Source organism: Flammeovirga aprica JL-4 (assembly GCF_012844305.1).
Taxonomy (GTDB): domain Bacteria; phylum Bacteroidota; class Bacteroidia; order Cytophagales; family Flammeovirgaceae; genus Flammeovirga; species Flammeovirga aprica.
In genome coordinates, this window is sequence record NZ_JABANE010000070.1 from 24,768 (window position 1) to 48,206 (window position 23,439).

Sequence of the window (23,439 nt, forward strand, 5' to 3'; positions counted from 1 at the left end):
AATTCAAAAAAATGTTCCATCGAAAATGAATTAGTATCCGCTTAATAATATTATTGGGCAAACAGAGTAATAAACCATAAGATAAGATGTCAAAGAAACTATTAATTAGAGATTTAACGCTACGTGACGGGCAACAATCATTATTTGCTACAAGAATGACACAGGCTCAGGTGGATTATCTTCTTCCTGATTACCAAGACGCCAATTTCTATGCAATGGAAGTGTGGGGTGGTGCTGTGCCAGATTCAGTAATGCGTTATTTAGGTGAAAACCCATGGACTCGTTTGAAAACTATCCATGATTCAGTAGGTAATGTAAGTAAATTGACTGCCTTATCTCGTGGTCGTAACTTGTTTGGTTACACTCCTTATACTGAAGAAATTATTGAAGGTTTCTGTAAAACATCTATCAATAATGGTTTAGGTATCATGAGAATCTTTGATGCTCTTAACGATACTAATAACATCAAGTCTACTATTAAGTATGTAAAAAAACACGGTGGTATTGCTGACTGTGCGGTATGTTACACAATTGACCCGCATTTCTCTACAATGGAGAGAATTAAAGCATTCTTTAAAGGTAAGCCACTTCCTAAGCCAGTATTTACAGATCAATACTTCCTTAACTTAGCTTTAGAAATGGAAAAGCTTGGTGCGGATATGATTTCTATTAAAGATATGTCTGGTTTAATTCCTCCAATGAGAGTAGCTAAACTAGTAAAACTATTTAAAGCAAACCTTTCTATCCCAGTTGATTTCCATACACACTGTACGCCAGGTTATGGTTTAGCAGCTGTATTATGTGCTGTAATGAGCGGTGCGGACATCGTAGATACAAACATCTGGAACTTCGCAGGTGGTTCAGCAGGTGTTGCGATCGAATTGATCTACACTTTCGCTAAGAAATTAGGTATCGAAATGGACGTAAACATGGAGGCCGTAGCGAAAATCAACCAAAAATTAGTTGACGTTCGTAAGGAATTAAGCGCATTTGATGCTTATGACAGCTTCCCTAATCCATACAACCCTCTTACAGATACACTTCCTGCAAACGTAGACAAAATGTTTGATGACGCTATCGCAGCTGTAAACGCTGGTAACGAAGAGTCATTATTAAATATCTGTCACCAAATCGAGGACTACTTCAACTTCCCTAAACCAAACACGAAAGTGAAAGAAGCTGAGGTTCCAGGTGGTATGTACTCTAACATGGTAGCTCAATTGAAAGCTTTAGGTTCAGACGAAATCTTGGACGAAGCAATGAAATTGATCCCTCAAGTACGTATGGATGCTGGTCTTCCTCCACTAGTAACACCAACTTCACAAATTGTAGGTGCTCAAGCGGTGAACGCTGCAATGAGCTTGAAGCAAGGAAAAGAGATGTATTCAAATACTTCTAACCAATTCCAAAGCTTAGTGAAAGGTGACTACGGTAAGACTCCAATTCCTGTTAAGCCTGAGTTTAGAAAGCAAATCTGTGGTTTTGAGGACGAAAGACCATTTGATACAAATTCTTACAAAGCTCAAGACAACCCTACTCTTCCTGAGTTTGGCGGTGTGAAATTGGCTGAGAACTATGAGGAAGAATTACTATTAGAGTTATTCCCATTAGTAGCAAAAGGTTTCCTTAAGAAATTGAAGAAAGAGCAATTCGAAGCGAAGCAAAAAGAAGCTGCAGCTGCTCAACAAGTTGAGGAAAAAGTGGTAGAGGAAAAAGTAGTTAAGCCTATGAAAATGGGTAAAAAAGTACTTGCACCAATGCCAGGTAGAGTAATCAGCGTACTTGTGAAAACAGGTGACAAAGTTGAAAAAGGTCAACCAATCGTGATCTTAGAATCCATGAAAATGGAAAACAATATTGTTTCTGATTTCAGTGGTTTCGTAAACAATATTATTGCTGAAGAAGGCGAAACTATCGCTGCTGACTCAGTAATGTTGGATATCGTTGCTTCTGAAGACGAAATCTCAGCATTAAGCCCAGCTTAATCAAAAGAAGATTTTCTTTACAATCAATTGAGTCACCTTTCTCTGCATAGAGTTAGGTGACTCTTTTTTTATTAGAAGGTGAATTAAACTTCGAATTCTTCTTCATTCATTTCTACTTCCTCCCTTACATATTCGATTCTTTGTTGCTCTTGAAATTTATACCATTTAGCTCTATACTCTTCAGATTCATCAAGAACCCATCTGAAGTTTCTAAAAGGACCTTTCTTGTTTAAAGCTTTTATCAATTTATCTTGAAGTTTAGCGTCGTCTACTGTATCAGCAAAGGCTTCCATTTCTCTGTAAGAGTCCCTAGAATCCTTTTTTTTGAATAAATAGTAATCATCTTCGTTCTCCTCTACTTTCTTAATGTCAGCTTCCCAAGCTTCAAAATCGCCATCATAAAAATCATCCATATCTGGAATTGAAATAAGCTCACCTGTTTTGAAGTGAAAATAGCACTGCATCCCTATTTCGTGCTCACCTGCAATTTCCTTTATTTGTTCATCTGTTGGTTTCATTTTATTTCTAATTTAGTTTCTAAATTTTCTTTTATCTTATCAACAATAGGCACATCAGCAGGTGCCCATTCATATTGCTCTAATTCCTCTACGCTGATCCACTGCATATCAATATGTTCATTTAATTGTATGCTTCCCTCCTTCACCTTTGAAAAATAGGCGATCAATTCAATGACAATATTACCATAATCATGCTGACAGGAATCAATAAACTCTCCAACAGTTATCGTAACACTTAATTCTTCCTTGATTTCTCGCACTAAAGCCTCTTCATTAGACTCACTATTTTCTACCTTCCCTCCGGGAAATTCCCACAATCCTCCTTGTGATTTATGCAAAGGTCTTTGAGTGATCAATAGACGTTGCTGATCGTCTATAATTACTGCGGCTACAACTTGGATTGGCTTCATTATTTATTTTTGAAAGACTAATGAAAGAATTCGTGGCACTTCGTTTTCTGCTTCACCATCAAACCACTCTTCTACTTCTTTTAATGTAAAACCATTATTCTTTGCTGCATTTACAAATTCTGAAAGGTGATGAATATAAACTTCCAATTCTTTAACTCCTTCTTCTGTTTCATATCTCGCTTTAGTTCCCAAATATTGTTTGAAAGGATGGAGTTCACTGATGAAAAAGAAGCCATTTTCTTTGAGTTTTTGATGGGCTTTCGCAAAGATCTGATCAAGATTTTCAATATGCTCTAGACATAAACTTACTGTCACTAAATCAGCAAAATTATCTTCTACATCCCATTCTTCATTCAAATCCGTTCTTCTAAAAGAAACACGCTCATCTTTAATTTTGGCTTTCGCTTTATTGAGCATCTCTTCAGAAAAGTCAAGACTTACTACTTGCTCCGCTTTCGACAATAAGAAAGGAGTATTTTTACCTGTACCCGCTCCTAATTCAAGTACGTTTTTAAAATCGTATTTTGATAGCGTTTCTACAGTAGCGTGTGCATCTAAATCTCTTGTTTTGTTTTGGTTGGTATCGTAAATATCTGCCCAACTGTTATAGGCTTGTTCTATACTCATTTCAGCAATAATTAAAATTGAAAATAGGTTTCGTATTGTAAAGGTAATACTCTACAACATGAAACCTATCAAAATGATTCCTAGAGAATGGATTCTTATTTTTTCAGATTTGCTTTATTAAAAACATTATCAGAAATCGGCACATTATCCTGCATCTCAATCACAATAAAATCTGTCCCTTTCCCATCTTTTAATACATCTTTATAATTCATCTTGAAAGGGTAAAACCTTCCATTCACTGGGCGTACATCTTCCATATTAATCGTTTTTAAAAGCTGTCCACTCTTAGCGAATAGGTCTTGACGCATAGGTACATAATTTTTCTTTTCTACCCACATCTTCACTTTTGGGTAGGAAATGTCGTCCACTTTGGCGTCCAACTGTAATATATAACAGTCTTCTCCATTCATCTGTTCTTCTCCTTTGATCGTCGGTGTGTACATGTCCACCATTTTCTTCTCCTGCATCATATCTTCGTAGGACATATCTGATCCATTCACAGACTGTCTTAGCATATGACCTGAAATTTGTATCGTACGGTCTGAAGAAGGAGAATAGATCCAAAGTTTATCGTCTAATTTTAACATCTTAGTCCCTTTTTCTCTTGCAGGTGAAAGGTATTCTGAAAAAGTATCTTTTGTTCCTCTGGAATAGGCTTCCATCACAATTTCTTTGTTCTTTCTCTTCCCATATACAATCATCTTTGATTTAGTGATTTTTGTACTGGAATACATATTTTCATCAATTTTTTGAAGCATTTCTACGGGATCTTGTGCCATTACAGTACAGCCTATTAGTAGAAAAGCTATGGTGAATATTTTTTTCATATTTCTTTATTGTTTTAATTTTCTTTAATGTCGTAAGTGTTATTATACTAACCTTTGCGTAGCAGGCTACACTTCTACATTACACCCCTAATTCATTAAATAACTCTGATGTTTGGCGTTTGAAAATTCCTCTTCCAGATAATAATGCACCTAAGAAAGTGGCCATTACGCCTGGGAAAAAGCCAATCCAAAATTGAGTGGGAACGACCTTCGCCCTTATCACATTCGAAAATAATACATTGCTATTCCCTAATGTATCTGACATGTCAATACCTACTTCTTGAAGATAAAAGGTCAAAATCAAACCTAAAATTGTTCCGAAAACTGAACCGACAGCTCCGACGATAACTGATTCTAGTAATAATGATTTATAGATGTCTCTTTTAGATTCACCGATGGCTATTCTAATACCGAATTCTGTATATCTTCTCAACCCTCCAAGCAATCCTGTATTCCATAATACGATGGACATGGCAATGATAAAAAAGAAGGTGAATGCATTGCTCATTGTATTGACCATGTCTAGCATGGTGCTTAAACCATTTTGATCCCTTAAGGCTAACATTTGAGGTGCATATTCATCATCATCATTGGCAAAGGATTGATTATAGCTATTTTTTATCTCTTCAATTTCTTGATCATCATAAATATCATTGGGGAGGTAGCCGTAAATCTCTTGAACGGCATCTTCCATATCTAGAATTTGCTCTGCATCTTTTATATCAATTAAAAAGGTTTTGTCGTCCATCACTGACAACCCAAACTGTACTGCTCCAACATAAATAAAGTTTTGGAACGACATGCTTCCATCCATTGTAGAACCGAAATAGGTAATTTGATCACCAATTTTTACATTCATTCTTTTGGCTAAACCCTGCCCTAAAAGCATTTCAAAGGGTCCGTTAGGCATTCTTCCTTCTACAATATTATTGGCGATATTTAATCTTTTTAGATCTGAATTTCCGACAGTCATATCAAAGGCCATTCCACCAGCAATTCCTTGTGTTTTAGTTTGACCATTTTCATCTGGAACGTCTAAAATTCCTCCGAAATTAAATCGTTTTACCCAGTCTACTTCAGGATACATATCCTCTAATACTTCGAGCACCTTACCTGCTTCAAGTATAGAAAGGTCCAATGGTTTCTGAGCAATATTCTTAACATACTCTCTCGTCATCACCTTCATATGCCCGGTTCCGAAACGTGCATTTTGATCGACCATATCCCCCATCATTCCTTCAATGTAACCGACAAAGAATACGGAAAGGGATACTCCCAAGCTCACTACGATTACAGGAAGTAAACTTCTGCTTTTGTCTCTAATGAGACCTTTAAATAAAAATTCAAACATTATTTCTTTCCTTTTAAAGCGTCTACAGTATTCATTTTAGCAATCTTGCGAACGGGAAGGTAGCTGATCACTGCCGAAAGTATCACTACCCAAAAAACCGTTTTTGTAAACAGTTCAGGTGTCAGTAGCGGATAGATATATTCTCCTACAGTAATTCCCATTTTACGGGATTGATCCACGTTGGAGGTCATAGGAATACCTACTTCATGCAACCAACCTAAAAGAGGAATCGCTATAATAGAACCTACCACTGCTGCGATAAAAGCGTACATTGTTCCTTCCAATGTAAATAAAAACGTCACTCTCTTTTTGGTAAAACCCAATGCGATATAAGTGCCGATTTCCTTTTGTCTTTTGAAAACAGAAAACACTTGTGAATCAAAAATGGCGATCAAAGCAATCAGCATCAAAATACCGTAAAGGAAAGATGAGCCTCCTCTTTTTAATTCGATAAGTTCATAAAATTCTTTGAGCAAAGCCTCTTTGTCTTGGTAATTCCAAGAAGCGTTGGTGGTTTGATAGTATTCGGCATCAGCCAATAAATAGGTAGCTTCTTGTTGCAATCCTGTCAGTCGATTCATTCTATTCAAATCAATCCAAATTTGACCTGCATCAATGGTCGGTACATTCGTTTCAAAAATGCCTGCAATTGTAATATTTTGAGCATCAAAAGTTCCGTTTTTATCTTTCCAACGCATCAGTATTGCATCTCCAACTTTCAGGTTGTTGTCTTGTGCCATTCCTAGTCCAATCAAAGCTGGAATATTGGCCTTGCTCTCTTTTAATAGCTGAGTTGGAAGTTCTACAATTTGCTGATCTGCAGGAATGCCTTTTAGTAAAATCGGCACCATTCTTCCATCGGGGTAGATATTTGCTTGGCGAATTAAGACGGGTGTCAAATGAGTATCTTTTTCATATTTTCCATGTCCGCTTTCTATGGTAAATGGATCCAGTTTGTCGTATTTGGGATGAATCACTTGCCCTTGTGCGAATTCCCAATTGACCTGATCTCTGATGCCTTGATATTCCCAACCGGTGTACATGCTGTTGAAAAACAAAATCATGACAAACGCTAAGGACAGAGTGGTAATAGTGAGCCAAGTTCTCAAGCCAGAACTGATGATGTTTCTGAACGCCAATCGAAAACTCAACCCTATGTTGTATAAAGTATCCATCTTCTATTTTATTTCGTCGTTCTTTACTTTACCATCTTCCAAAGTGATCACTCTTCTGAGGTATTCAATTACTTTACTATCATGAGAAGAAAACATAAATGTAATGCCCAATTCTTCATTCAGTTTTTTTAGAATATCCATGATCTTGTAAGCATTGGTGGAATCTAAGTTCGCCGTCGGCTCATCTGCTAGTACTATATCAGGCTTTTTTACAATGGATCTTGCTATGGCTACTCTTTGTGCTTGTCCGCCTGAAATCTGAGAAGGTTTCTTGTTCGCTATATCTGACAAACCCACCCATTCCAAGGCTTGCATAACAGCTTCTTTTCTTTCTGCTTTTGATTTCTTTTGTAATAGTAAAGGAAACTCTACATTTTCAAAAATGCTGTAAACCGGAAGTAAGTTATAGCTTTGAAAAATAAAACCAATATGTTCGTTTCTCAATAAAGCCGACTCTGCATCTGATTTTACGGCAACATTTTTTCCACTGATTAAGATTTCTCCTTCTGAAGGAATATCTAATGCTCCTATTAGGTTTAATAAGGTTGTTTTTCCTGATCCACTAGGCCCAATCAGACCTGTAAATTCACCTTTTTTGATCTTTAAATTGATGTCACTCAAAGCTGTAAACTCTGTTTCTCCTACCGGAAAACGCTTGGTTACGTTTTGAATTTCAATGATGTTGTTTGTATTCATATCTATATGGTTTTTGCGTTTATTCCTTTTTTACAATTTTGGGTAGACACGTAGGTTGGGTAGACACATAGGTCTACCCCTACGGGTTTAATGGTTTAATACGGCCATTAATCTTAGACCGAAACCTGGTGTGAACTGGTTTAAATCATTCGTGGCGATCGGTGATGTTATGGATGTTGTAGGATTGTAATACAGCATAAAATACCCTGTCCATACATCAAAATCATGATTATAAGTGGTGAAAAATCCGGTGCCGTCATTGGTCCAGTCTCTATACACCATCACGGAAATATTATCAAAAAAAGACAAGGGATAATTCATAGAAAAAGCGGTTGTATTTCCTTTGTATTCAGCATGATTAAATTCTTCACCATACCAAGTAAAAAGGTGTTCTCCTACTACATTTAGTCCACTTCCAATCGGTAAAGTATAATCCATACCAATGTCTAAAAGTGTTTGATTGGTGAGAATTCCTACATTTTTATTGGTCTTGGTGTAAGTTCCTTCAAACCAAACTCCTAGTAACAAATCCCATTTTCCATCAATACCCACTCTGTTTTCTGGTGTTTCAATGTACATGGGATTATCTGCATTCCACCTTGTATCTAAAACTGCTTTTCTATGATGGTAGGAAAAAGCAATTTCTCCTTTTGGGGTGGGTAACTGCACTCTACCGCCTAGTTCTGGAATGTCTTTTACGGATTGTAATGCGTCATATCCCCTTTGTTCCTCATTTCCATACAAAGCCCAAAACCAAATATTGGCGTTGTTCTTAAAATAATATCTCGCTAAGGCAGAATAAACACCATTCGTCAATCCCAAAGGATCTCTAGGGTCAATTTGGTTGAACCATTGCATTGGTCGCAATAAAGTAGAAGATCCAAAATCGATTTTTTGAAGTCCTATTCTTATATCACTATTCCCATGTGCATAACGTACCCAACCTCTGTAGGGTAAAACCGTTCCATCCCAAACCGGTGTTCCATTTACATACTGTACAGATCCGTAAATATTGGCAGAAGCAAAGGCTGAAAAGGAATTTAAAGAATCAAATTGATGCTCAAATTTCACTTCAGGAATATAACGTCCACCACTCCATAAATTGAGCTGTTCCGCTTCAGGAGAGTAGGTTGTAAAACCCACTAACATACCATTAAAATCGAATTCAGATTGTCCATAAAGTGTATTGGACAAGAACAGCAAGAATATAAGTTGAAGTTTCTTCATTGGTTTATTCTTTTGGGCCGTAAATACCGAAGAAATAAAAATTGGTAATCTCTTTGACCATCTCTTGGGACGATGAAAACATTTCAATGTGTCTTGGATCTTCAATATAGGTTTGCATATGATCCAGCATCGACAACATAAATTCAATACTTAAGTCCTCTCTGATCTCACCTGTAGCTTTCGCCTTCATTATCTCATTGACAAACAGAGCCCTTCCCTCTTTTTGCATCTCCTGCAATTCTTCCATCACTTCTGACTTTGTACTGAACATCTGTAAAAACTCCTCCAAAAACTTCTTACTCATGCTTCTAGAAAACCTTACTTTCAAATCTGTCAGTTGTGTCAATGTCTCTCGAAAGGATAATTTCTGATCCACGATCTTATTGTACTCCACCATGGAAGTATCGTATAATGATCTGAAAATATGAAGCACAATGTCTTCCTTGTTTTTAAACTGACGGTAAAAACTCATCTTAGAAACTTGGGCCGTCTCATAGATCTCAGCAATGCTTACTTTCTTGATTCCTTGCTCAAAGAATAAGTCCTGTGCTGCTTTTAATATTTTATCTCTTGCTTTCAAAAATGTTACTTATTTTTATATATGATACTAATATAGTAACATTTTAATTCATTAGTAACATAAATGATTAGAATCATTATTTTATATCAAGTATCAAAATGAAAAAGTTATGGGTACAATAACCCAACTATTCACAGCCCTACCATTTTCAATACCTGCCTCAAATGTCATTTTCCTCACTACTTCTATAGCATTTTTATCCGCTTCTTCTGATAATCCCCTCACTACTTCAAACTCACTTGAGTGACCATATTTATCGACCAGAAATCTCACATAAACTTTACCTTCAATACAACCTTTTGCTTTTGGATATTTTAATTCTCTTTTTACGAAATCAGATAAAGATATACCTTCTTCATGGTAAAATTTTGGGAGTATTTCCGAGTACATGAAGTCCGCTTTCTCTTCTTCTATCTCAGCATTCATTTCTTTCGTATGACAGCTTTCAAGTAAGTGACATGAAAGAAAAATGGAAAGTGTAAGTAATATCTTATTCATTAGTTTCATTTTTGGTTAAAGCATCTGTAATAATCTCTTGTGCTTTTTGGTTTATTTCCTCTTTTCCATGAGGTTTGTAACAAGAAATTATCATAATAATGAGAAGTAAATTGAATAGAATAGTTTGCATTTTTTTATTGTTGATCTTGGTTTAAAAGTAGTAAATATCTTTTTAACCCACAACTGAAGTTGTGGGCTTTTGGAGAGCTAATCTCACTTCTTTATCTTCCTTAAAGCGTTGACTCAGTGTCTCTAACCTTCAAGACTTCAGTCTTGATAAGGTTACAGTATCACCTGCCCATAGTTTTAACTTGGTGTACGAAACATAAAACCAATTTTTGAAAAAGTCTCGTTTTCAAGTATATTCAACTACTAAGGAAACTATTCTCAATAATTAAAGCAACGATTCAATATGTCTCACTCCAATAATAATTTATGGATTCATTTAGTTTGGTCTACTAAAGAAAAATGCCCTTTTTTTACTAAAGACATTTTAGACAATAAGGTATTGCCACTTATAAAAGAGATTGCAATAAAAGAAGGTTATCAAATTGATGCTATAAATGGGTATAAGGATCATATTCATTGTCTATTATTACTCCCAAACTCAGTTTCATTATCTACACTTGTGAAAAAATTGAAAGGTAAAAGTTCTTTCTTAATTAATGAAAATGAATTCTTTAAGAATAAATTTCAGTGGGGTATTGGCTATTTTGCAGTTTCTGTGAGCCCTAGGTTTATTAACTCTACTAGATCTTACATTAGTGCTCAATGGGAGAAGCATGAAAAATTGAGTTTAGATGCTGAACTAGATTATTTTGAGTCACTTACTGTTATAACTTGAAATGTTTCGTGCACCACGACTAAAGTCATGGGCAGGTGATACTGTCTCCATCAACACTGAAGTGTTGATTCCGTGTTTTTAACCTTCAAGACTTCAGTCTTGATAAGGTTACAGTATCACCTGCCCATAGTTTTAACTATGGTGCACGAAACATTTCAATTATAGGTCTGCGTAAAGTCACAAAAAAACGGGTAGCAAAACCACTTGGTCTCACCACCCGTCCTATTATTTACTCTATTCTAATATTATTTCACTTGTACTTTTGTTGTGTATTGACTTCCGTTTTTGGTGGTCATTTTGAATAGATATAATCCACTTCTCCACCCTTCTACTGGGATTTTAATTGAAGCTATAGTTTTGTCAATAGATTGGATCAATTGACCCGTTGCTGTAAAGATCGTTACGTTTACAACATCTGCTGAAACTACGTTGACTTCAGAAGAAGCTGGGTTTGGATATACCTTGATTTCAACACCGTCGATTGTGATACTTGTTGGGTCTTCTGCAGTAATTGTGATCAAATCCTGTTGAGAAGAAGTATCAGTACCGTTTTCATTACTTACTGTCAAGGCTACAGTGTAGATCCCTGCCGATGCGTAAGTATGAGTTGGGTTTTGTACATCAGAAGATGAACCATCACCGAAGTCCCATGACCATGAAGTAGCATCTGTTGAAGCATCTGTAAATGTGATCGTTTCATTTACTTTTCCTTCTGTGATATCTACAGTGAATGAAGCTACTGGCGTTGGATTTACTACATCTAAATTCACCACAATGTCCATTGTTTTTGTGGCAGATGAATTATCATTCGATGCTGTAAGCGTTACTGTAAATGTTCCTGCAGATGCATAAGTATGTGATGGGCTTTGATCAGTTGATGTGTTATCATCGCCAAAGTTCCATGACCATGAAGTGGCATTACTTGATGCATCTGTAAATTGTACTGCCTCACCTAAAGTGATTTCAGTTTTTGATGCTGTGAAATCAGCCACAACCTCTGCCGGTGTTTCTCCTTCGGTCACTGTGATGTAATCTGCTTTTGTTTCCACATCATCACCATTTTCGTTTGTTGCAGTCAAAGTCACTGTATACGTACCTGCTGTTGTGTAGGCATGAGTAGGACTTTGGTCTGTTGATGTATTATCATCTCCAAAATTCCATGACCATGAAGTGGCGTCTGTTGAAGCATCTGTAAACGTGATTGTTTCGTTTTCTTTCACTGCCGTTTTATCTGCAGAGAATGATGCTACTGGCAACGTACCTCCAGCAATTGGGTTTACAGTAATCTCCATTTCTTTGGTATCAGAAGATGATCCATCAGAAGCTGTCAATGTTACTGTAAATGTACCTGTTGTTGTGTAAGTATGTGAAGGGTTTTGGTCCGTCGATGTGTTCTCATCTCCGAAGTTCCATGACCATGAAGTGGCATCTTTTGAAGCATCTGTAAACTGGATTGCAGTTCCTAAAGTTACTTCTGTTGCGGATGCTGTAAAGTTCGCTTCCACTCCTGATGTTTCCTCACCTTCAGCCATTAAGACAATATCATCTACATCCAATGTCCCGTACCAGTTTCTAGCCATTGCAATTGTGGCATTGAAGTCTTCTTCCGCTTCGAAAGAAAGTATATGTGTATGCCAATCCGTCAATGAACCATCTTTGAACGATTCACCTTTTGCTCTTGGGCTATTGGATTCCACATCCATAATCAATGGGAAGTGAATCGCAAGGCCCCTTGTTCTGACTGTCAAAGTGTATTTAGTTCCAGCTTTGAATGCAATCACTGTGTTCGTTCTAAATTGACCGTTTGCTGAAGCAGTCGCATCGCTGTCACCGTATTGCATATATTTATTTCCACCTTCTTCTAAAACAGTTAATGTTCTTGGCTGATCAGGTTGCTGGAAAGCAATGTAATGGAATTTACGAGCGTCTGTTCTCTCCTCTTCCAAAAGAGCCGTATTTACATCGTATTCTGAGAAGTCATTTTTGTAAACTAATTCATACGTTGTCGATGATACTTCAACAGTTTCAGAACCAGTTGCATCTGTTTTATCATTCGCAATTTCTAATGTCACTTGATAAGTACCACCATCCGCATATGTATGTATTGGGTTTTGCTCATCAGAAGTAGAACCGTCACCAAAATCCCATGACCATGATGTTACCTCACCTGCTGATTTATCCATAAACTGAATCGTCTTAGGATCATCAAAGTTCACTACATTATATACAAATGAAACCTCTAAATTAGGTACCTCTGTTACTGTGATGAAGTCCTCTTTTACCATTTCATCCTCACCATCTTCATTCGTTACTTTCAACTTCACTGTATACTGCCCTGCCGTTGTATAAGTATGTGATGGGTTTTGCTCATCAGAAGTAGCATCGTCTCCAAAATCCCATGACCATGATGTAATAGTTGTAGTTGATGCGTCTGTAAACTGCACTGCTGTGCCTTCTTCTACTTCTGTCATGTCTGCTGTAAATTCAGCTGTTGGGAATAAACCTACTGTGATGTAATCTTCCTTCACCAACTCATCTTCACCCGTCTCATTCGTTACTTTTAATGAAACTGTATACACACCTGCTGTTTGGTACGTGTAGAAAGGGTTTTGATCTACTGAAGTTCCTCCATCACCGAAATTCCATAACCAAGCCGTTGGCAAGTGTTTCGATTCATCTTTAAAGCTCACCGTTAATGGCTTATCACCTGTTACTCTATTGACGGCAAAAATCGCATCCGGTGCATATAATTTTCTGACCAATGTTTCTGTTACACTGCTGTTCGATGTACCTATAGTAGTTGTGTTTGTGATGGCATTAAAACCTTCTAGCTCTACGGCATAGTTGATGACATCCATCTCCATTAATCCCATCAATACTACAGCACCTCTTACGTCCGTTGTATATGTTTCCGCATTGTCCGTATTCGTCACAACAACACCCGACATTGGTTTACTATTTTCATCTTTTAATAGAATAGTGAAGCTGTAAGTCTCAGGTACAAAAACCTTCATTGTTACATCAACAGCCACATCGTCATTCACCACAGAGAATTGTCCTTCTTTGCTATTAAAACCTTCTTTTTCTACTGTGTATTTTTTCCCTTGGATATTTGAGGCCATCAATGTGACCATACCATTTGCGTCAGCTACTGCATCATCATAACCTGCAACTTTCACCACAGCACCTTCAATTGGAGCCTCGTTTTCATCCTTGATTGTAAAGACTACATTACGGTCTTGATCATTGACAAATGCACTTTTTAGAACTGCAGACACATCATCAATATAAAGTACACCCGCTCCTTTTGTGCCATTATTAAAGCGGAAACCTACCCAGTTTAACGTAGCCGTCTCAGCGAAGTTTTTCACTGCTACTTCTTGTTCTACCGTCAGCCATTTTCCCTTTTCTAAAGTGGAAATGTCGATAGGTAATACCTGAGGTGCAATGTCATTAAACTTCGATAATAAAGAGATTTGACTCAATGTCGCGTCTGCATCAATATAAAGTTTGAAAGCTACTACAATGTGCTCTTCATCAATGACAGCATTTGATTGTAAACCACTCTTAGGAGTCTGATTTAAATTACCACTTGCAATTTCAGTATCGATCTGAACCTTTAGAGAAGCTGAACCGCCCCAAGCCATTTCGTCTGTAATCGTATAAATAGCATTTGTAGCCCAATCCGCACTCGTTGTATTTTCTTCGAAACCAAAAGCACACGAATTGACCAATGAGTTTGGATTCTTCATACAACCATCTGCCACAACTTCTTCCTGAGGCATTGTCACTCTGATATCATCAAAGTAAATAGTGGTTTTATCACCTGCATCAGCAACTTGAATCTGTAATTTGATTCTCTTGAAATCATTGAGCTCATCCGGTGTAATTTCTCTTTTCAATTGTACCCATTCTCCTTGCGGAAGACCAGTCAGGTCAAATTGAGTTACTGGAGAAGTCAAGTCTGCTACCCTTACTTTATTGATGGTACTTCCTTCTTCAATAAACACTTTCATAGAGAATTCTAGGTTAGTGTCTGTTGGTAAAGGTGCTGAGTTTTTATCCACATAAACTGATTTTGTTTTATCTAAAACACCATCATTCACAAAACGCATTACTCTTTTTCCTTGAGGATTACCGTTTAAATCCACAATACAAAATTCACTATCACCTGTCCATCTTACTCTGACTTTACCAGCGCCAAGGTCTATTAAAGTTGGACCTTCAAAACCAAATAAATGAGAGTTTAAAAAGTTTTCATCTGATGGATCATTAGGGACGTCTTTCGGTGTTTCATCCGCAGGGTCTGTTCCTCCTTCAGCCACATCTGATGTTTTCTTCTCTAATTTAATATCATCAATAAATAAGTAGCCTTCACCTTGAGTATTTAAATCTACTTCTCTTACTCTAATGGTCACTTGACCGTTTTCAGGATCACTGTCTTTACCGAAGCTGATATTTTTCTTCAGCGTCACCCATCCGTCTTCGTCTGTTAAAGCAGAAATATCAAAAGAGTTGACAATAAATAAACTTTGTGCCTTATTATCTTTTAAGATCACATCAAAAGATTTGATTTTATTACCTGCCTTGCCTTTTACCTTTAATGACAATTCATAATCACCCTCGTTCATGTACAATGACTTGATTGGTGAATGCGCTGCTAATGCTACGTTTCCTGATACCAATGAAACATCTGACATATTTAAACTTCTATTTCCTGAAGCCTTTTCATCTTGAGAATAGCCCGCATTGGTACCAAAAAACCAGCTTTTTTCTTCTTCATCAATCCATTGAGTGCCTTCAAAACCAAATAGAACAGGATCTAAACCTTTAAATTCTATTGGAATTACTTCCTCTATTTCAATATCATCAAAATAGACCGTTGAAGATGTTCCTCCGTTTTCAGCTGCGTCTCCAGGCTGTATGACTAAAGAGAATGTACCTTCATTAGAAGTACCGCTTGCCATAGTGAAATCATAACTTACATCTACCCACGACCCTGTAGTTGACGGCAAGTAAAAAGGATCTAAGTTGGCGCTTGGGTTTTTCATAAAGATTCTAAAACGACTCGCCGCACTATTCGGCTCAATAAATACTTTCGCTTTGAACTTGTATTTTCCTGCTGCTAATTTCACCATTCCTGCTGGAGCATGCGCCGCGCCACCATTGCCCGTCAAGGCCGCTGTATGATGGAACTTTAAACTGAAGTTGCCACTTGCTGCTTTTTCATCAGAAATAGAGAAATCGTTACTTGCACCCATCGACCATTTTTTGGCTGTACCATCTACTACTGCTGTTCCTTCAAAACCGAAAAGGTCTGCATTTAATGGTAAATCTGAAACTTCTACCGCCGGAGGAGCAGGAATTTCAGGACCAGAAGTCATCCATTGTAAAAACTTAGTACCCGCACCATACAGCTCATTGGTCTGAACCATTCTATGCTTTAAACTCGCTTCCAATTCCAATGCTTTTTCCATGTACATCGCATAGTTCGCACCTTCAATATCTGCCAGTTGATTGGTCGTTTCCAATGGGTCAACTTCAAGATCAATCAAGTAAGCATCATCCTTATTACTCAATACTAACTTGTAACGAGTTGTGGCAGCAGAAACCCACCATCCTGCATCTTCAGTAATAAATACAGTATCGTCTTCTGTTACCATTAAATCATCGCTTGTATATAAGTGCGATTGGTCTTTACCGTGAACATCTGACATAGCCGGCAAACCTGCCAAACCTAAGATTGTTGGTCCTACATCCACATTGACATGAGGGGTAGTGACAATTTTTCCACTAGGGATTTTCTTAGGGTAACGAATCATGAAAGGGATCTTTGCTGAGCTTTCATAAGGCACACCTTTATTGATACGGCTGTACTCAAAAAGCATATCACCGTGATCTACAGTGTAAATAATAATGGTATTATCCAGCTGACCTTTGTCTTCCAAAAGTTTCAACATTTTACCAATATTATCATCCACTGCTTTCACCATACCCCAATATTCTTGCATATAAAACTCATCAAAAGAGCTGTATCTGTCTGAACCTGGATGAACGTCGTTGTTATTTTGCTTATCTGCCCAGTTGGGTCTTGAACCTTCCTTATCATACGTTAAATCATAAGTATAAGGGGCTGTGAAATTCACATTTCTACACCAATCATGATACTCCGGTGCAGAGTGGTTAGGTGTATGCGGATCTGGAATTGAGATCATCAAACAGAAAGGGTTTTGAGCATCAATATCATCTTCCATAATTTCGATGGCTTTATCTGTAAAAAACTCCGTAGCATAAATCCAATCGCCACTCGGTTTTCCTTGCTCACCCCAATCATAAGGAGGAACACCATCCTCGTTGAACCATGTCCAGTGTTCTTTTTCAATACGCCATTTGATATTGTCAAAACCAAAATTTCTTCCTGCACCCCAAACTTGCGTAGCAGGATCATCTTTTCCTTCTAAGTGCCATTTTCCCACATAAGAAGTACTGTAACCGTTCTCCTTTAAAACGTGAGCCCATGTTTTCATATCATCATGCATTGGTCTGTCATTACGAGCAGCACCTGTTGAACCAGGATATAATGATGTGATAAATGAGGCTCTTGAGGGAGTACAAGTTGGTGATGAGGCATAGTGCTTTGTACTCACTGCACCTTCAGTTCCCAAACGGTCCATGTTGGGAGTGGCCACCTGATCTGTAGCATTCCAAGGGTTGTAATACTCCTCTTTCGTAAGATTGCCACTGTGTAAATTAAGATCTCTGTATTTACTGACGGTTTTAAAACTGTGTTCGTCAGTGTGAATAATTAAGACGTTGGGCTTGTCTTGAGCGAATAGCAGATTCGTCACAAAGATCAAAAAGACGCCAAAAAAAAGTTCGCTTCTTTTCATACTTTTAGTTTGTTAATAGATATGTAAGTAAATAGAATAAAGTGACTATAAGCTTTTATAGTTAAACCTGTAAAGTGAAGAGTTGAGGTCGCCCATACTGCAAACTTTGGCTACCTTTCAACCAATTTGAAAGCTATAACGTCGTTCATCTTCAATTTCATTTCTTAATCCTTCATTTCAAACTCACTTAGATATCTAACAATTAATAATTTTAATTTGATGTGAAATATTAGCAGACGATTTCCTTTAGAAAGCCGTGAAAATAATCCTTACCCCTGTCGGTCTTTGGTGTCTCTATTGTAATAGGAATGATGGGGATTATCTTTCATAAGATTAAAAAGAGTGTTATCTGTCAGTAGATTTTATAAGTTCATTTCATTCTTCTGTTTTTTAAACGTTATCAATTAGATGTAAAAACAACATTTAACTGCCTCAAATTTATTTTGATTGCTTTTCTTTCGGGTGATTTTGAGTGAATAAGATGTAACTAAGCGTAAGAACAAATTTTTAATAATTGGGAATACAGGATTGATCAAAGACTATTTTAATAGTATAATTTTATCCAAAAACAGCACTGAATTATCTAAAAACAAAGGTTTATGACATTTAAAAGTGAAATATAATTTGTACCTTAACACCAGGGATTTTTAATCTGTTCTTTCCTCTTCATCATAAAACAAAGAGAAAACACTGACTTCACATGCAACAACATTTGAGTAGTCAAAATGCTAAAAATCTATCCTTTACGGAAAGAACATTTTTATTTACCTATAAAAACATCATCAAAAAATTAAACCTACAACTTGCACTCACAACATTTAATGTGCGAATTTTTTGTGACTCAATAGTATAGAAATGAAAAGAAAAAATAAACTCATAGTACTAGGTGCTTTCTTAGCCACTTCATTAAGTACAAGTGCTGTAATGGCACAAAATCCAGCTTCTGATCCTGAGAATAAATTAGGTTGGACACTAAACAAAGAGGTAAGTGACGAATTTGAAGGGAATCAGATTGATAAAGACAAATGGATTGTACAGGGGGAAAATGATCATTATGAGAATAATTTCAAAGGTAGAGCTCCTTCACAGTTTGCTCCTCACGCAGTCTCTGTAAGAGATGGTCAATTGGTAATAACGACTAGATGGGAACCGGACTTCAACTTTATCAGCGGCAAGCATAAAGGATATAAGTTTGAAAACATCACTACTGGAGCCATCATTACAAAAAAGAAATTCAAAACGGGTTACATGGAAATCAAATGTAAACCGGCTGATGCTCCATTATCAAGTGCTTTCTGGTTTACAGGAAAAGGTGGCGAATTAGATTTGTTTGAGATTTTCGGTAAATATCCAAAAGACAAACATGTAGAAAAACTTTACCATACTTCTTTCCATGATTGGGGAAAAGACAGAAAAGATCCGCTCTGGGGTAAAACAAGTTGGGATAATAAAACTCAAATGCCTTTCCGCTTAGCGAGCGATTATCATGTGTATGGTTGTGAGTGGAGCGAAGACTTTTTGAAGCTTTATATTGATGGAAAATTGATCCGCTGTGTAACTAAAGAAGAACTAGGTGACAAATGGGTCATGCACAATGAGCAAAAAGTATGGGTAGACAATGAGGTTTTCCCTTGGAAAGTAAATCCTAAGAAAGAAGATATTACGGAAAAAGGTGTAGAGTTTTTGGTTGATTATGTAAGAGTGTGGCAGAGAAAACCTTCTTCTGATTTGACTTGTGAGATGCCTGTCAATGTTCTTGAAAATAATGATTTTGATAATGGTTTAGAAGGATGGGACGTAGAAGGAAAAGTAAAAGCCATTGATGGAAAAGGAAAGAATGAAGCCGGTAAAAACTATGTAAAGTTAGGTGCTGGTAAAGAGTCTACGATTTCAAGAACTGTAAAATTAAAGCCGAATACTACTTATATCTTAGCTGCATCTGCTAGAGCTCCGATGACCAATATGGACAATATCTGGCAAAACGGTTGGTTAGGTGTAAAGGCATTTGGAAAGAAAGGACAACAACCTATTATCAAATTCTTTAAAAATACATGGTACCGTCAAAGTATCTGCTTTACAACTGGCGACTTTGCGAATCAAACTTACATCTACTTTACCAACAAATGGCAAAAGAAAGAGGTGCATGTTGATTCTTTTGAGTTGATTGAAGTAACGACAGATCATTTATCATTAGACGGTAAATAAGAATTTAAGATAAAATTCACACGGTCGGGAATTACAATTTAGCATTAGAGTGGTTTCGCATTCATTTCATTTATCAATTACTCTATATGATTTATTGGGTTCTTAATTATAACTTTTTGATGGGAGGGTACAATTACCTTCTCATCATTTTTTTTGTAAAAGATAGAAGTGACAAAATATTACATTTGTTAACTTACGGAATTTTATTTCTCATTTAACCATAAACACGGTATTATATTTTAAATAAAAACTTATCATATATTATAATTACTAACTATTCATTCATCATAAAATAATTCACCTCCCTTGTTTCACTCCATAATCACTTTATGTGATAATTGTTACAATTATGCTTTTAGGCATTAAATACTTTTGTGGTATCAAAAGATAAAAACAACGAGAATGGAAAATAAGAAACGTATTATCATTATTGGTGGATTATCAGCAGGACCATCTGCAGCCGCAAAAGCAAGAAGAACAGATGAAAACGCTGAAATTATTCTTTTTGAAAAAACAGCCAACATTAGCTATGCTACATGTGGGATCCCTTATGCATTTTCGGGAAGAATTAAAGACAGAGATAAGCTTTTGGTGGTAAAACCAGATTTACTGCGCAAAAGATTTAATATAGATGTTCATTTAGAGGAACCTGTTACTAATATTGATCCTGACAAACATATGGTGTATACGCCTAAAGGTGAGTATCAATATGACAAATTAGTTTATGCTACAGGCGGAACAGCAATCATCCCTCCTATTGAAGGAATTGAAAACAGCCAAAACTGGGCAAATGCCAAAACTATTGAGGATTTTGACAGAATTGTAAAATCAAATGTGCTTGACGATGCTGAAAATATCACTATTGTTGGTGCTGGCTTGATTGGTTTGGAAACAGCTGAAAACCTTGTTCAGATCGGTAAAAAAGTGACTGTGATTGAGCTTGGCAAGCATATTCTTGGGCCATGGGACGACAAGTTTGCCCACATGGGTGAAAAAGTGCTGGAAGAGAATGGCATCCGATTGGAACTAGGTAAAAAAGTAGACAAAATGGATGAGGGGACTGTTACACTAAACGACGGTACTGTTCTTCAATCTGACTTTATGATCATGTCCATTGGGGTGAAGCCTATCACGGAAATGTTGACTTCTAAAGGTGCGAAAGCACTGCCAAATGGAGCCTTGATTGTCAATACTAAAATGGAAACTTCCCTGCCAGATATTTACGCTGCAGGTGATTGTGCATCGATTCCAAATGTAGTAACCAACTCTGAAGGATGGTTCCCAATGGGTACGCATTCTAATAAAGGTGGTAGAGTAGCAGGTGCCAATGCTGTGGGTGCTAACGAAACTTTCCCAGGTGGATACGGAACCGCAATTATGGAAATGTTCTCCCACACGATTGCGAGAACCGGTGCTGGTCCAAAGATTCTGGAGCGTGAAGGAATTGCTTATGAATCTACATTCATTATTGCCAACTCACACCCTGGTTTCTACCCTGGCGGTAAAGATATGTTTATTGAGATCTACTACACACCAGATACGCATACATTATTAGGTGCGGAGCTGTTCGGTGAAAAAGGTGTAGACAAAAGAACTGATGTGTTGGCTACTGCCATTTACGCCAAATTGACAATCGAAGACCTTCCAAACCTTGATTTAGCATACGCCCCACCGTTCTCCCCTGCAAAGGATCCTGTGATTGTAGCGGGTTATGTTGCTCAAAATGCTCAGAAAGGATTGTTCAAAGAGGTGAATGCTAAGGTTGCTCAAGAGGCTTTTGATAGCAATGCCGAAATTACAATTCTTGATGTGAGAAACCCTCAGGAGTTAGAAAACGCAGGTATCATTCATGAAAGTGCAATCAATATTCCACTGGATGTTTTAAGAGAGCGCCTGAATGAAGTACCTCAAGACAAACCTATTTACATCACTTGTGCGAAAGGTTTGAGAGGTTATTTAGCATCTTTGATTTTAGCGCATAACGGTTTTACAAACCTTCATAATATAGCAGGTGGATTTACTGCATTCAAAAAAATCAATGCTTTAAAACCAGCCTTAGTGTAAGCACTTTGGGAAATAAATAATTTGTGTATCATGGTTAAAACTATGATGCACAGTATTGTGACCTACTACATAATATAAAAATGAGGTTATTCTTTTTTGAAATAACCTCATTTCAACACGTGACACTTTTCTACAAAATTCTATAACAAAATTCTTACATGGAAACTTTACTTGCTCCATGGCCTTGGTATATTGGCGGGCCTATGATCGGAGCCACTATGGGTCTACTTTTACTATTAGGAAAAAGCTTAGGACTTTCATCCAACTTTAGAACCATATGTACGGCATGTGGTATTGGCAAAAACACTCAGTTCTTTAATTTTGAATGGAAAAAAGAATCATGGAATTTGGTGTTTGCTTTAGGCTGTATTATTGGAGGTTTTATTTCCAATCAATTCTTAGGTGGTGATGTATTGGCAGGTGTATCTGACCAAACTATAGATCATTTACATCAACTTGGTATTACAAGCGACACCCATCATGTACTTCCCACTGAACTTTTCAGTAAGGAAGCTATTTTTAGTTTAAAGGGAATGCTAATGCTTTCAATTGGTGGATTTTTAATTGGATTTGGTGCTCGATATGCCGGTGGTTGTACATCAGGACACGCCATCAGTGGTTTATCCAACCTCCAATTACCATCACTTATAGCTGTGATCGGTTACTTTATAGGAGGCTTGATCATGACATTTTTGATTCTTCCATTTATCATTCAATTCTAAAAAATGAAGGCAGGCAAAACATTAATTTATCTATTCTTAGGAATATTATTTGGCATCGTTTTATCAAAATCAGAGGCCATTTCGTGGTTCAGAATTCAGGAGATGTTCCGTTTTGAATCATTTCATATGTATGGACTGATTGGCTCTGCAGTGGTTACAGGGGCAATTATTGTTCAAGTAATTAAAAGATTCAACATCAAAGATATCAGCGGTCAACCTATCGTTATTGCAGATAAGCAAAAAGGCATTTGGAGATACCTGCTTGGAGGAACATCCTTCGGTATGGGCTGGGCTTTAGTGGGCGGTTGTACTGCTCCTATGTTTATCTTGATTGGATATGGTCAGTACAGCATGGCAATTGTATTATTCTTTGCCCTGTTTGGGACTTTTATTTACGGGAAATACAAACAGCATCTACCTCACTAAAAATACGTGACTAGAAATTGATGATAAGATATTAAGTGCATTGTAAACTAGACTATTGTAATCAAGAAATTAGGGGATTTCTGATCATCTAAAGGACACGAATTACGCTTAGGCTTAACATTCATACCAGTAAGCTTTCTACTCTATTCATTGGGTAGTGCTTCCCCGGCCTTGAAGGGAAAAGCGTTAAGAACTTCATGGATTGAGCCGTTAAAAATGATTTTCTTGTTTGAGCTTTAGCGAGTTTAAAATCATTTAGGCGAAAAAAATGGAATTTAACTTTTGACTTCAAAGCCTTGACTTTTTTGCTTCGTTTTTGTGTTAAGACAAAACCTTAGATTTATAGTGTTGTATTTATCTAAGATGGTAAATTGCTTTTTAAAACTAGGGTAAA

The 23,439-nt window shown here is 37.0% G+C and carries 17 protein-coding genes; 6 read left to right on the top strand and 11 right to left on the bottom strand.

Translation table 11 applies throughout. The annotated features are described in order from the left end of the window. The first annotated feature begins 86 nt into the window (after positions 1–86). Positions 87–1,985 (top strand): biotin/lipoyl-containing protein, encoded by a 1,899-nt coding sequence (locus tag HHU12_RS21930; RefSeq protein WP_169658885.1) that lies wholly within the window; start codon positions 87–89, stop codon positions 1,983–1,985. 83 nt (positions 1,986–2,068) lie between these two features. Here the strand turns inward: HHU12_RS21930 and HHU12_RS21935 are convergent, their stop codons facing one another. From HHU12_RS21935 to HHU12_RS21980, 10 genes are all read right to left on the bottom strand, one after another. Continuing rightward, positions 2,069–2,503: a UPF0158 family protein gene (locus HHU12_RS21935; RefSeq protein ID WP_169658886.1), complete on the bottom strand. Its 435-nt coding sequence runs from the start codon at positions 2,501–2,503 to the stop codon at positions 2,069–2,071. Beyond that, positions 2,500–2,913, bottom strand: coding sequence for an 8-oxo-dGTP diphosphatase MutT (gene mutT, locus HHU12_RS21940; protein ID WP_169658887.1), 414 nt, complete (start codon positions 2,911–2,913; stop codon positions 2,500–2,502). The genes HHU12_RS21935 and mutT overlap by 4 nt, the downstream gene beginning before the upstream one ends. Positions 2,914–2,916: 3 nt before the next feature. Continuing rightward, complete coding sequence (locus tag HHU12_RS21945) at positions 2,917–3,540, bottom strand: class I SAM-dependent methyltransferase (protein WP_169658888.1); 624 nt, start codon at positions 3,538–3,540, stop codon at positions 2,917–2,919. A gap of 95 nt (positions 3,541–3,635) precedes the next feature. Next, positions 3,636–4,367, bottom strand: coding sequence for an outer membrane lipoprotein-sorting protein (locus HHU12_RS21950; protein ID WP_169658889.1), 732 nt, complete (start codon positions 4,365–4,367; stop codon positions 3,636–3,638). 79 nt (positions 4,368–4,446) lie between these two features. Then, a complete protein-coding gene (locus HHU12_RS21955) occupies positions 4,447–5,718 on the bottom strand; it encodes an ABC transporter permease (RefSeq protein ID WP_169658890.1) in 1,272 nt (423 codons plus the stop codon). Beyond that, positions 5,718–6,893, bottom strand: coding sequence for an ABC transporter permease (locus HHU12_RS21960; protein WP_205959959.1), 1,176 nt, complete (start codon positions 6,891–6,893; stop codon positions 5,718–5,720). Before HHU12_RS21960 ends, HHU12_RS21955 begins: the two co-directional genes overlap by 1 nt. A 3-nt stretch (positions 6,894–6,896) precedes the next feature. Then, positions 6,897–7,589 carry an ABC transporter ATP-binding protein gene (locus tag HHU12_RS21965; RefSeq protein ID WP_169658891.1) on the bottom strand — a complete coding sequence of 231 codons (693 nt, stop codon included), beginning with the start codon at positions 7,587–7,589 and terminating at the stop codon, positions 6,897–6,899. Between the two features lie 87 nt (positions 7,590–7,676). Continuing rightward, positions 7,677–8,816: a hypothetical protein gene (locus tag HHU12_RS21970; protein ID WP_205959960.1), complete on the bottom strand. Its 1,140-nt coding sequence runs from the start codon at positions 8,814–8,816 to the stop codon at positions 7,677–7,679. Positions 8,817–8,820: 4 nt separating this feature from the next. Then, positions 8,821–9,396 carry a TetR/AcrR family transcriptional regulator gene (locus tag HHU12_RS21975; protein ID WP_169658892.1) on the bottom strand — a complete coding sequence of 192 codons (576 nt, stop codon included), beginning with the start codon at positions 9,394–9,396 and terminating at the stop codon, positions 8,821–8,823. A 93-nt stretch (positions 9,397–9,489) separates the two neighbouring features. Continuing rightward, the gene (locus HHU12_RS21980; RefSeq protein WP_169658893.1) at positions 9,490–9,894 is read right to left on the bottom strand and encodes an energy transducer TonB; all 405 of its coding nucleotides are present in this window, start codon (positions 9,892–9,894) and stop codon (positions 9,490–9,492) included. Between the two features lie 412 nt (positions 9,895–10,306). Between HHU12_RS21980 and tnpA the strand changes: the two genes are divergently transcribed. After that, a complete protein-coding gene (tnpA, locus tag HHU12_RS21985) occupies positions 10,307–10,738 on the top strand; it encodes an IS200/IS605 family transposase (protein ID WP_169658894.1) in 432 nt (143 codons plus the stop codon). Between the two features lie 245 nt (positions 10,739–10,983). Here the strand turns inward: tnpA and HHU12_RS21990 are convergent, their stop codons facing one another. Continuing rightward, positions 10,984–17,628: a PKD domain-containing protein gene (locus HHU12_RS21990; RefSeq protein WP_169658895.1), complete on the bottom strand. Its 6,645-nt coding sequence runs from the start codon at positions 17,626–17,628 to the stop codon at positions 10,984–10,986. Positions 17,629–18,483: 855 nt separating this feature from the next. On the opposite strand from HHU12_RS21990, the gene HHU12_RS21995 reads away from it, so the two are divergent. The 4 genes from HHU12_RS21995 (at position 18,484) to HHU12_RS22010 (ending at position 23,045) form a co-directional block, all read left to right on the top strand. Then, positions 18,484–19,833, top strand: coding sequence for a family 16 glycosylhydrolase (locus HHU12_RS21995; protein ID WP_169658896.1), 1,350 nt, complete (start codon positions 18,484–18,486; stop codon positions 19,831–19,833). Positions 19,834–20,235: 402 nt separating this feature from the next. After that, the gene (locus tag HHU12_RS22000; RefSeq protein WP_169658897.1) at positions 20,236–21,897 is read left to right on the top strand and encodes an FAD-dependent oxidoreductase; all 1,662 of its coding nucleotides are present in this window, start codon (positions 20,236–20,238) and stop codon (positions 21,895–21,897) included. A 158-nt stretch (positions 21,898–22,055) separates the two neighbouring features. Beyond that, complete coding sequence (locus HHU12_RS22005) at positions 22,056–22,619, top strand: YeeE/YedE family protein (protein ID WP_169658898.1); 564 nt, start codon at positions 22,056–22,058, stop codon at positions 22,617–22,619. 3 nt (positions 22,620–22,622) lie between these two features. Next, positions 22,623–23,045 (top strand): YeeE/YedE thiosulfate transporter family protein, encoded by a 423-nt coding sequence (locus HHU12_RS22010; RefSeq protein ID WP_169658899.1) that lies wholly within the window; start codon positions 22,623–22,625, stop codon positions 23,043–23,045. The last annotated feature ends 394 nt before the right edge of the window (positions 23,046–23,439 follow it).

What these genes read in the sequence shown, in the direction of transcription:
- HHU12_RS21930 (WP_169658885.1), top strand. Translation starts at nt 87, where the DNA reads ATGTCAAAGAAACTATTAATTAGAGATTTAACGCTACGTGACGGGCAA.
- HHU12_RS21935 (WP_169658886.1), bottom strand. Translation starts at nt 2,503, where the DNA reads ATGAAACCAACAGATGAACAAATAAAGGAAATTGCAGGTGAGCACGAA.
- mutT (WP_169658887.1), bottom strand. Translation starts at nt 2,913, where the DNA reads ATGAAGCCAATCCAAGTTGTAGCCGCAGTAATTATAGACGATCAGCAA.
- HHU12_RS21945 (WP_169658888.1), bottom strand. Translation starts at nt 3,540, where the DNA reads ATGAGTATAGAACAAGCCTATAACAGTTGGGCAGATATTTACGATACC.
- HHU12_RS21950 (WP_169658889.1), bottom strand. Translation starts at nt 4,367, where the DNA reads ATGAAAAAAATATTCACCATAGCTTTTCTACTAATAGGCTGTACTGTA.
- HHU12_RS21955 (WP_169658890.1), bottom strand. Translation starts at nt 5,718, where the DNA reads ATGTTTGAATTTTTATTTAAAGGTCTCATTAGAGACAAAAGCAGAAGT.
- HHU12_RS21960 (WP_205959959.1), bottom strand. Translation starts at nt 6,893, where the DNA reads ATGGATACTTTATACAACATAGGGTTGAGTTTTCGATTGGCGTTCAGA.
- HHU12_RS21965 (WP_169658891.1), bottom strand. Translation starts at nt 7,589, where the DNA reads ATGAATACAAACAACATCATTGAAATTCAAAACGTAACCAAGCGTTTT.
- HHU12_RS21970 (WP_205959960.1), bottom strand. Translation starts at nt 8,816, where the DNA reads ATGAAGAAACTTCAACTTATATTCTTGCTGTTCTTGTCCAATACACTT.
- HHU12_RS21980 (WP_169658893.1), bottom strand. Translation starts at nt 9,894, where the DNA reads ATGAATAAGATATTACTTACACTTTCCATTTTTCTTTCATGTCACTTA.
- tnpA (WP_169658894.1), top strand. Translation starts at nt 10,307, where the DNA reads ATGTCTCACTCCAATAATAATTTATGGATTCATTTAGTTTGGTCTACT.
- HHU12_RS21990 (WP_169658895.1), bottom strand. Translation starts at nt 17,628, where the DNA reads ATGAAAAGAAGCGAACTTTTTTTTGGCGTCTTTTTGATCTTTGTGACG.
- HHU12_RS21995 (WP_169658896.1), top strand. Translation starts at nt 18,484, where the DNA reads ATGAAAAGAAAAAATAAACTCATAGTACTAGGTGCTTTCTTAGCCACT.
- HHU12_RS22000 (WP_169658897.1), top strand. Translation starts at nt 20,236, where the DNA reads ATGGAAAATAAGAAACGTATTATCATTATTGGTGGATTATCAGCAGGA.
- HHU12_RS22005 (WP_169658898.1), top strand. Translation starts at nt 22,056, where the DNA reads ATGGAAACTTTACTTGCTCCATGGCCTTGGTATATTGGCGGGCCTATG.
- HHU12_RS22010 (WP_169658899.1), top strand. Translation starts at nt 22,623, where the DNA reads ATGAAGGCAGGCAAAACATTAATTTATCTATTCTTAGGAATATTATTT.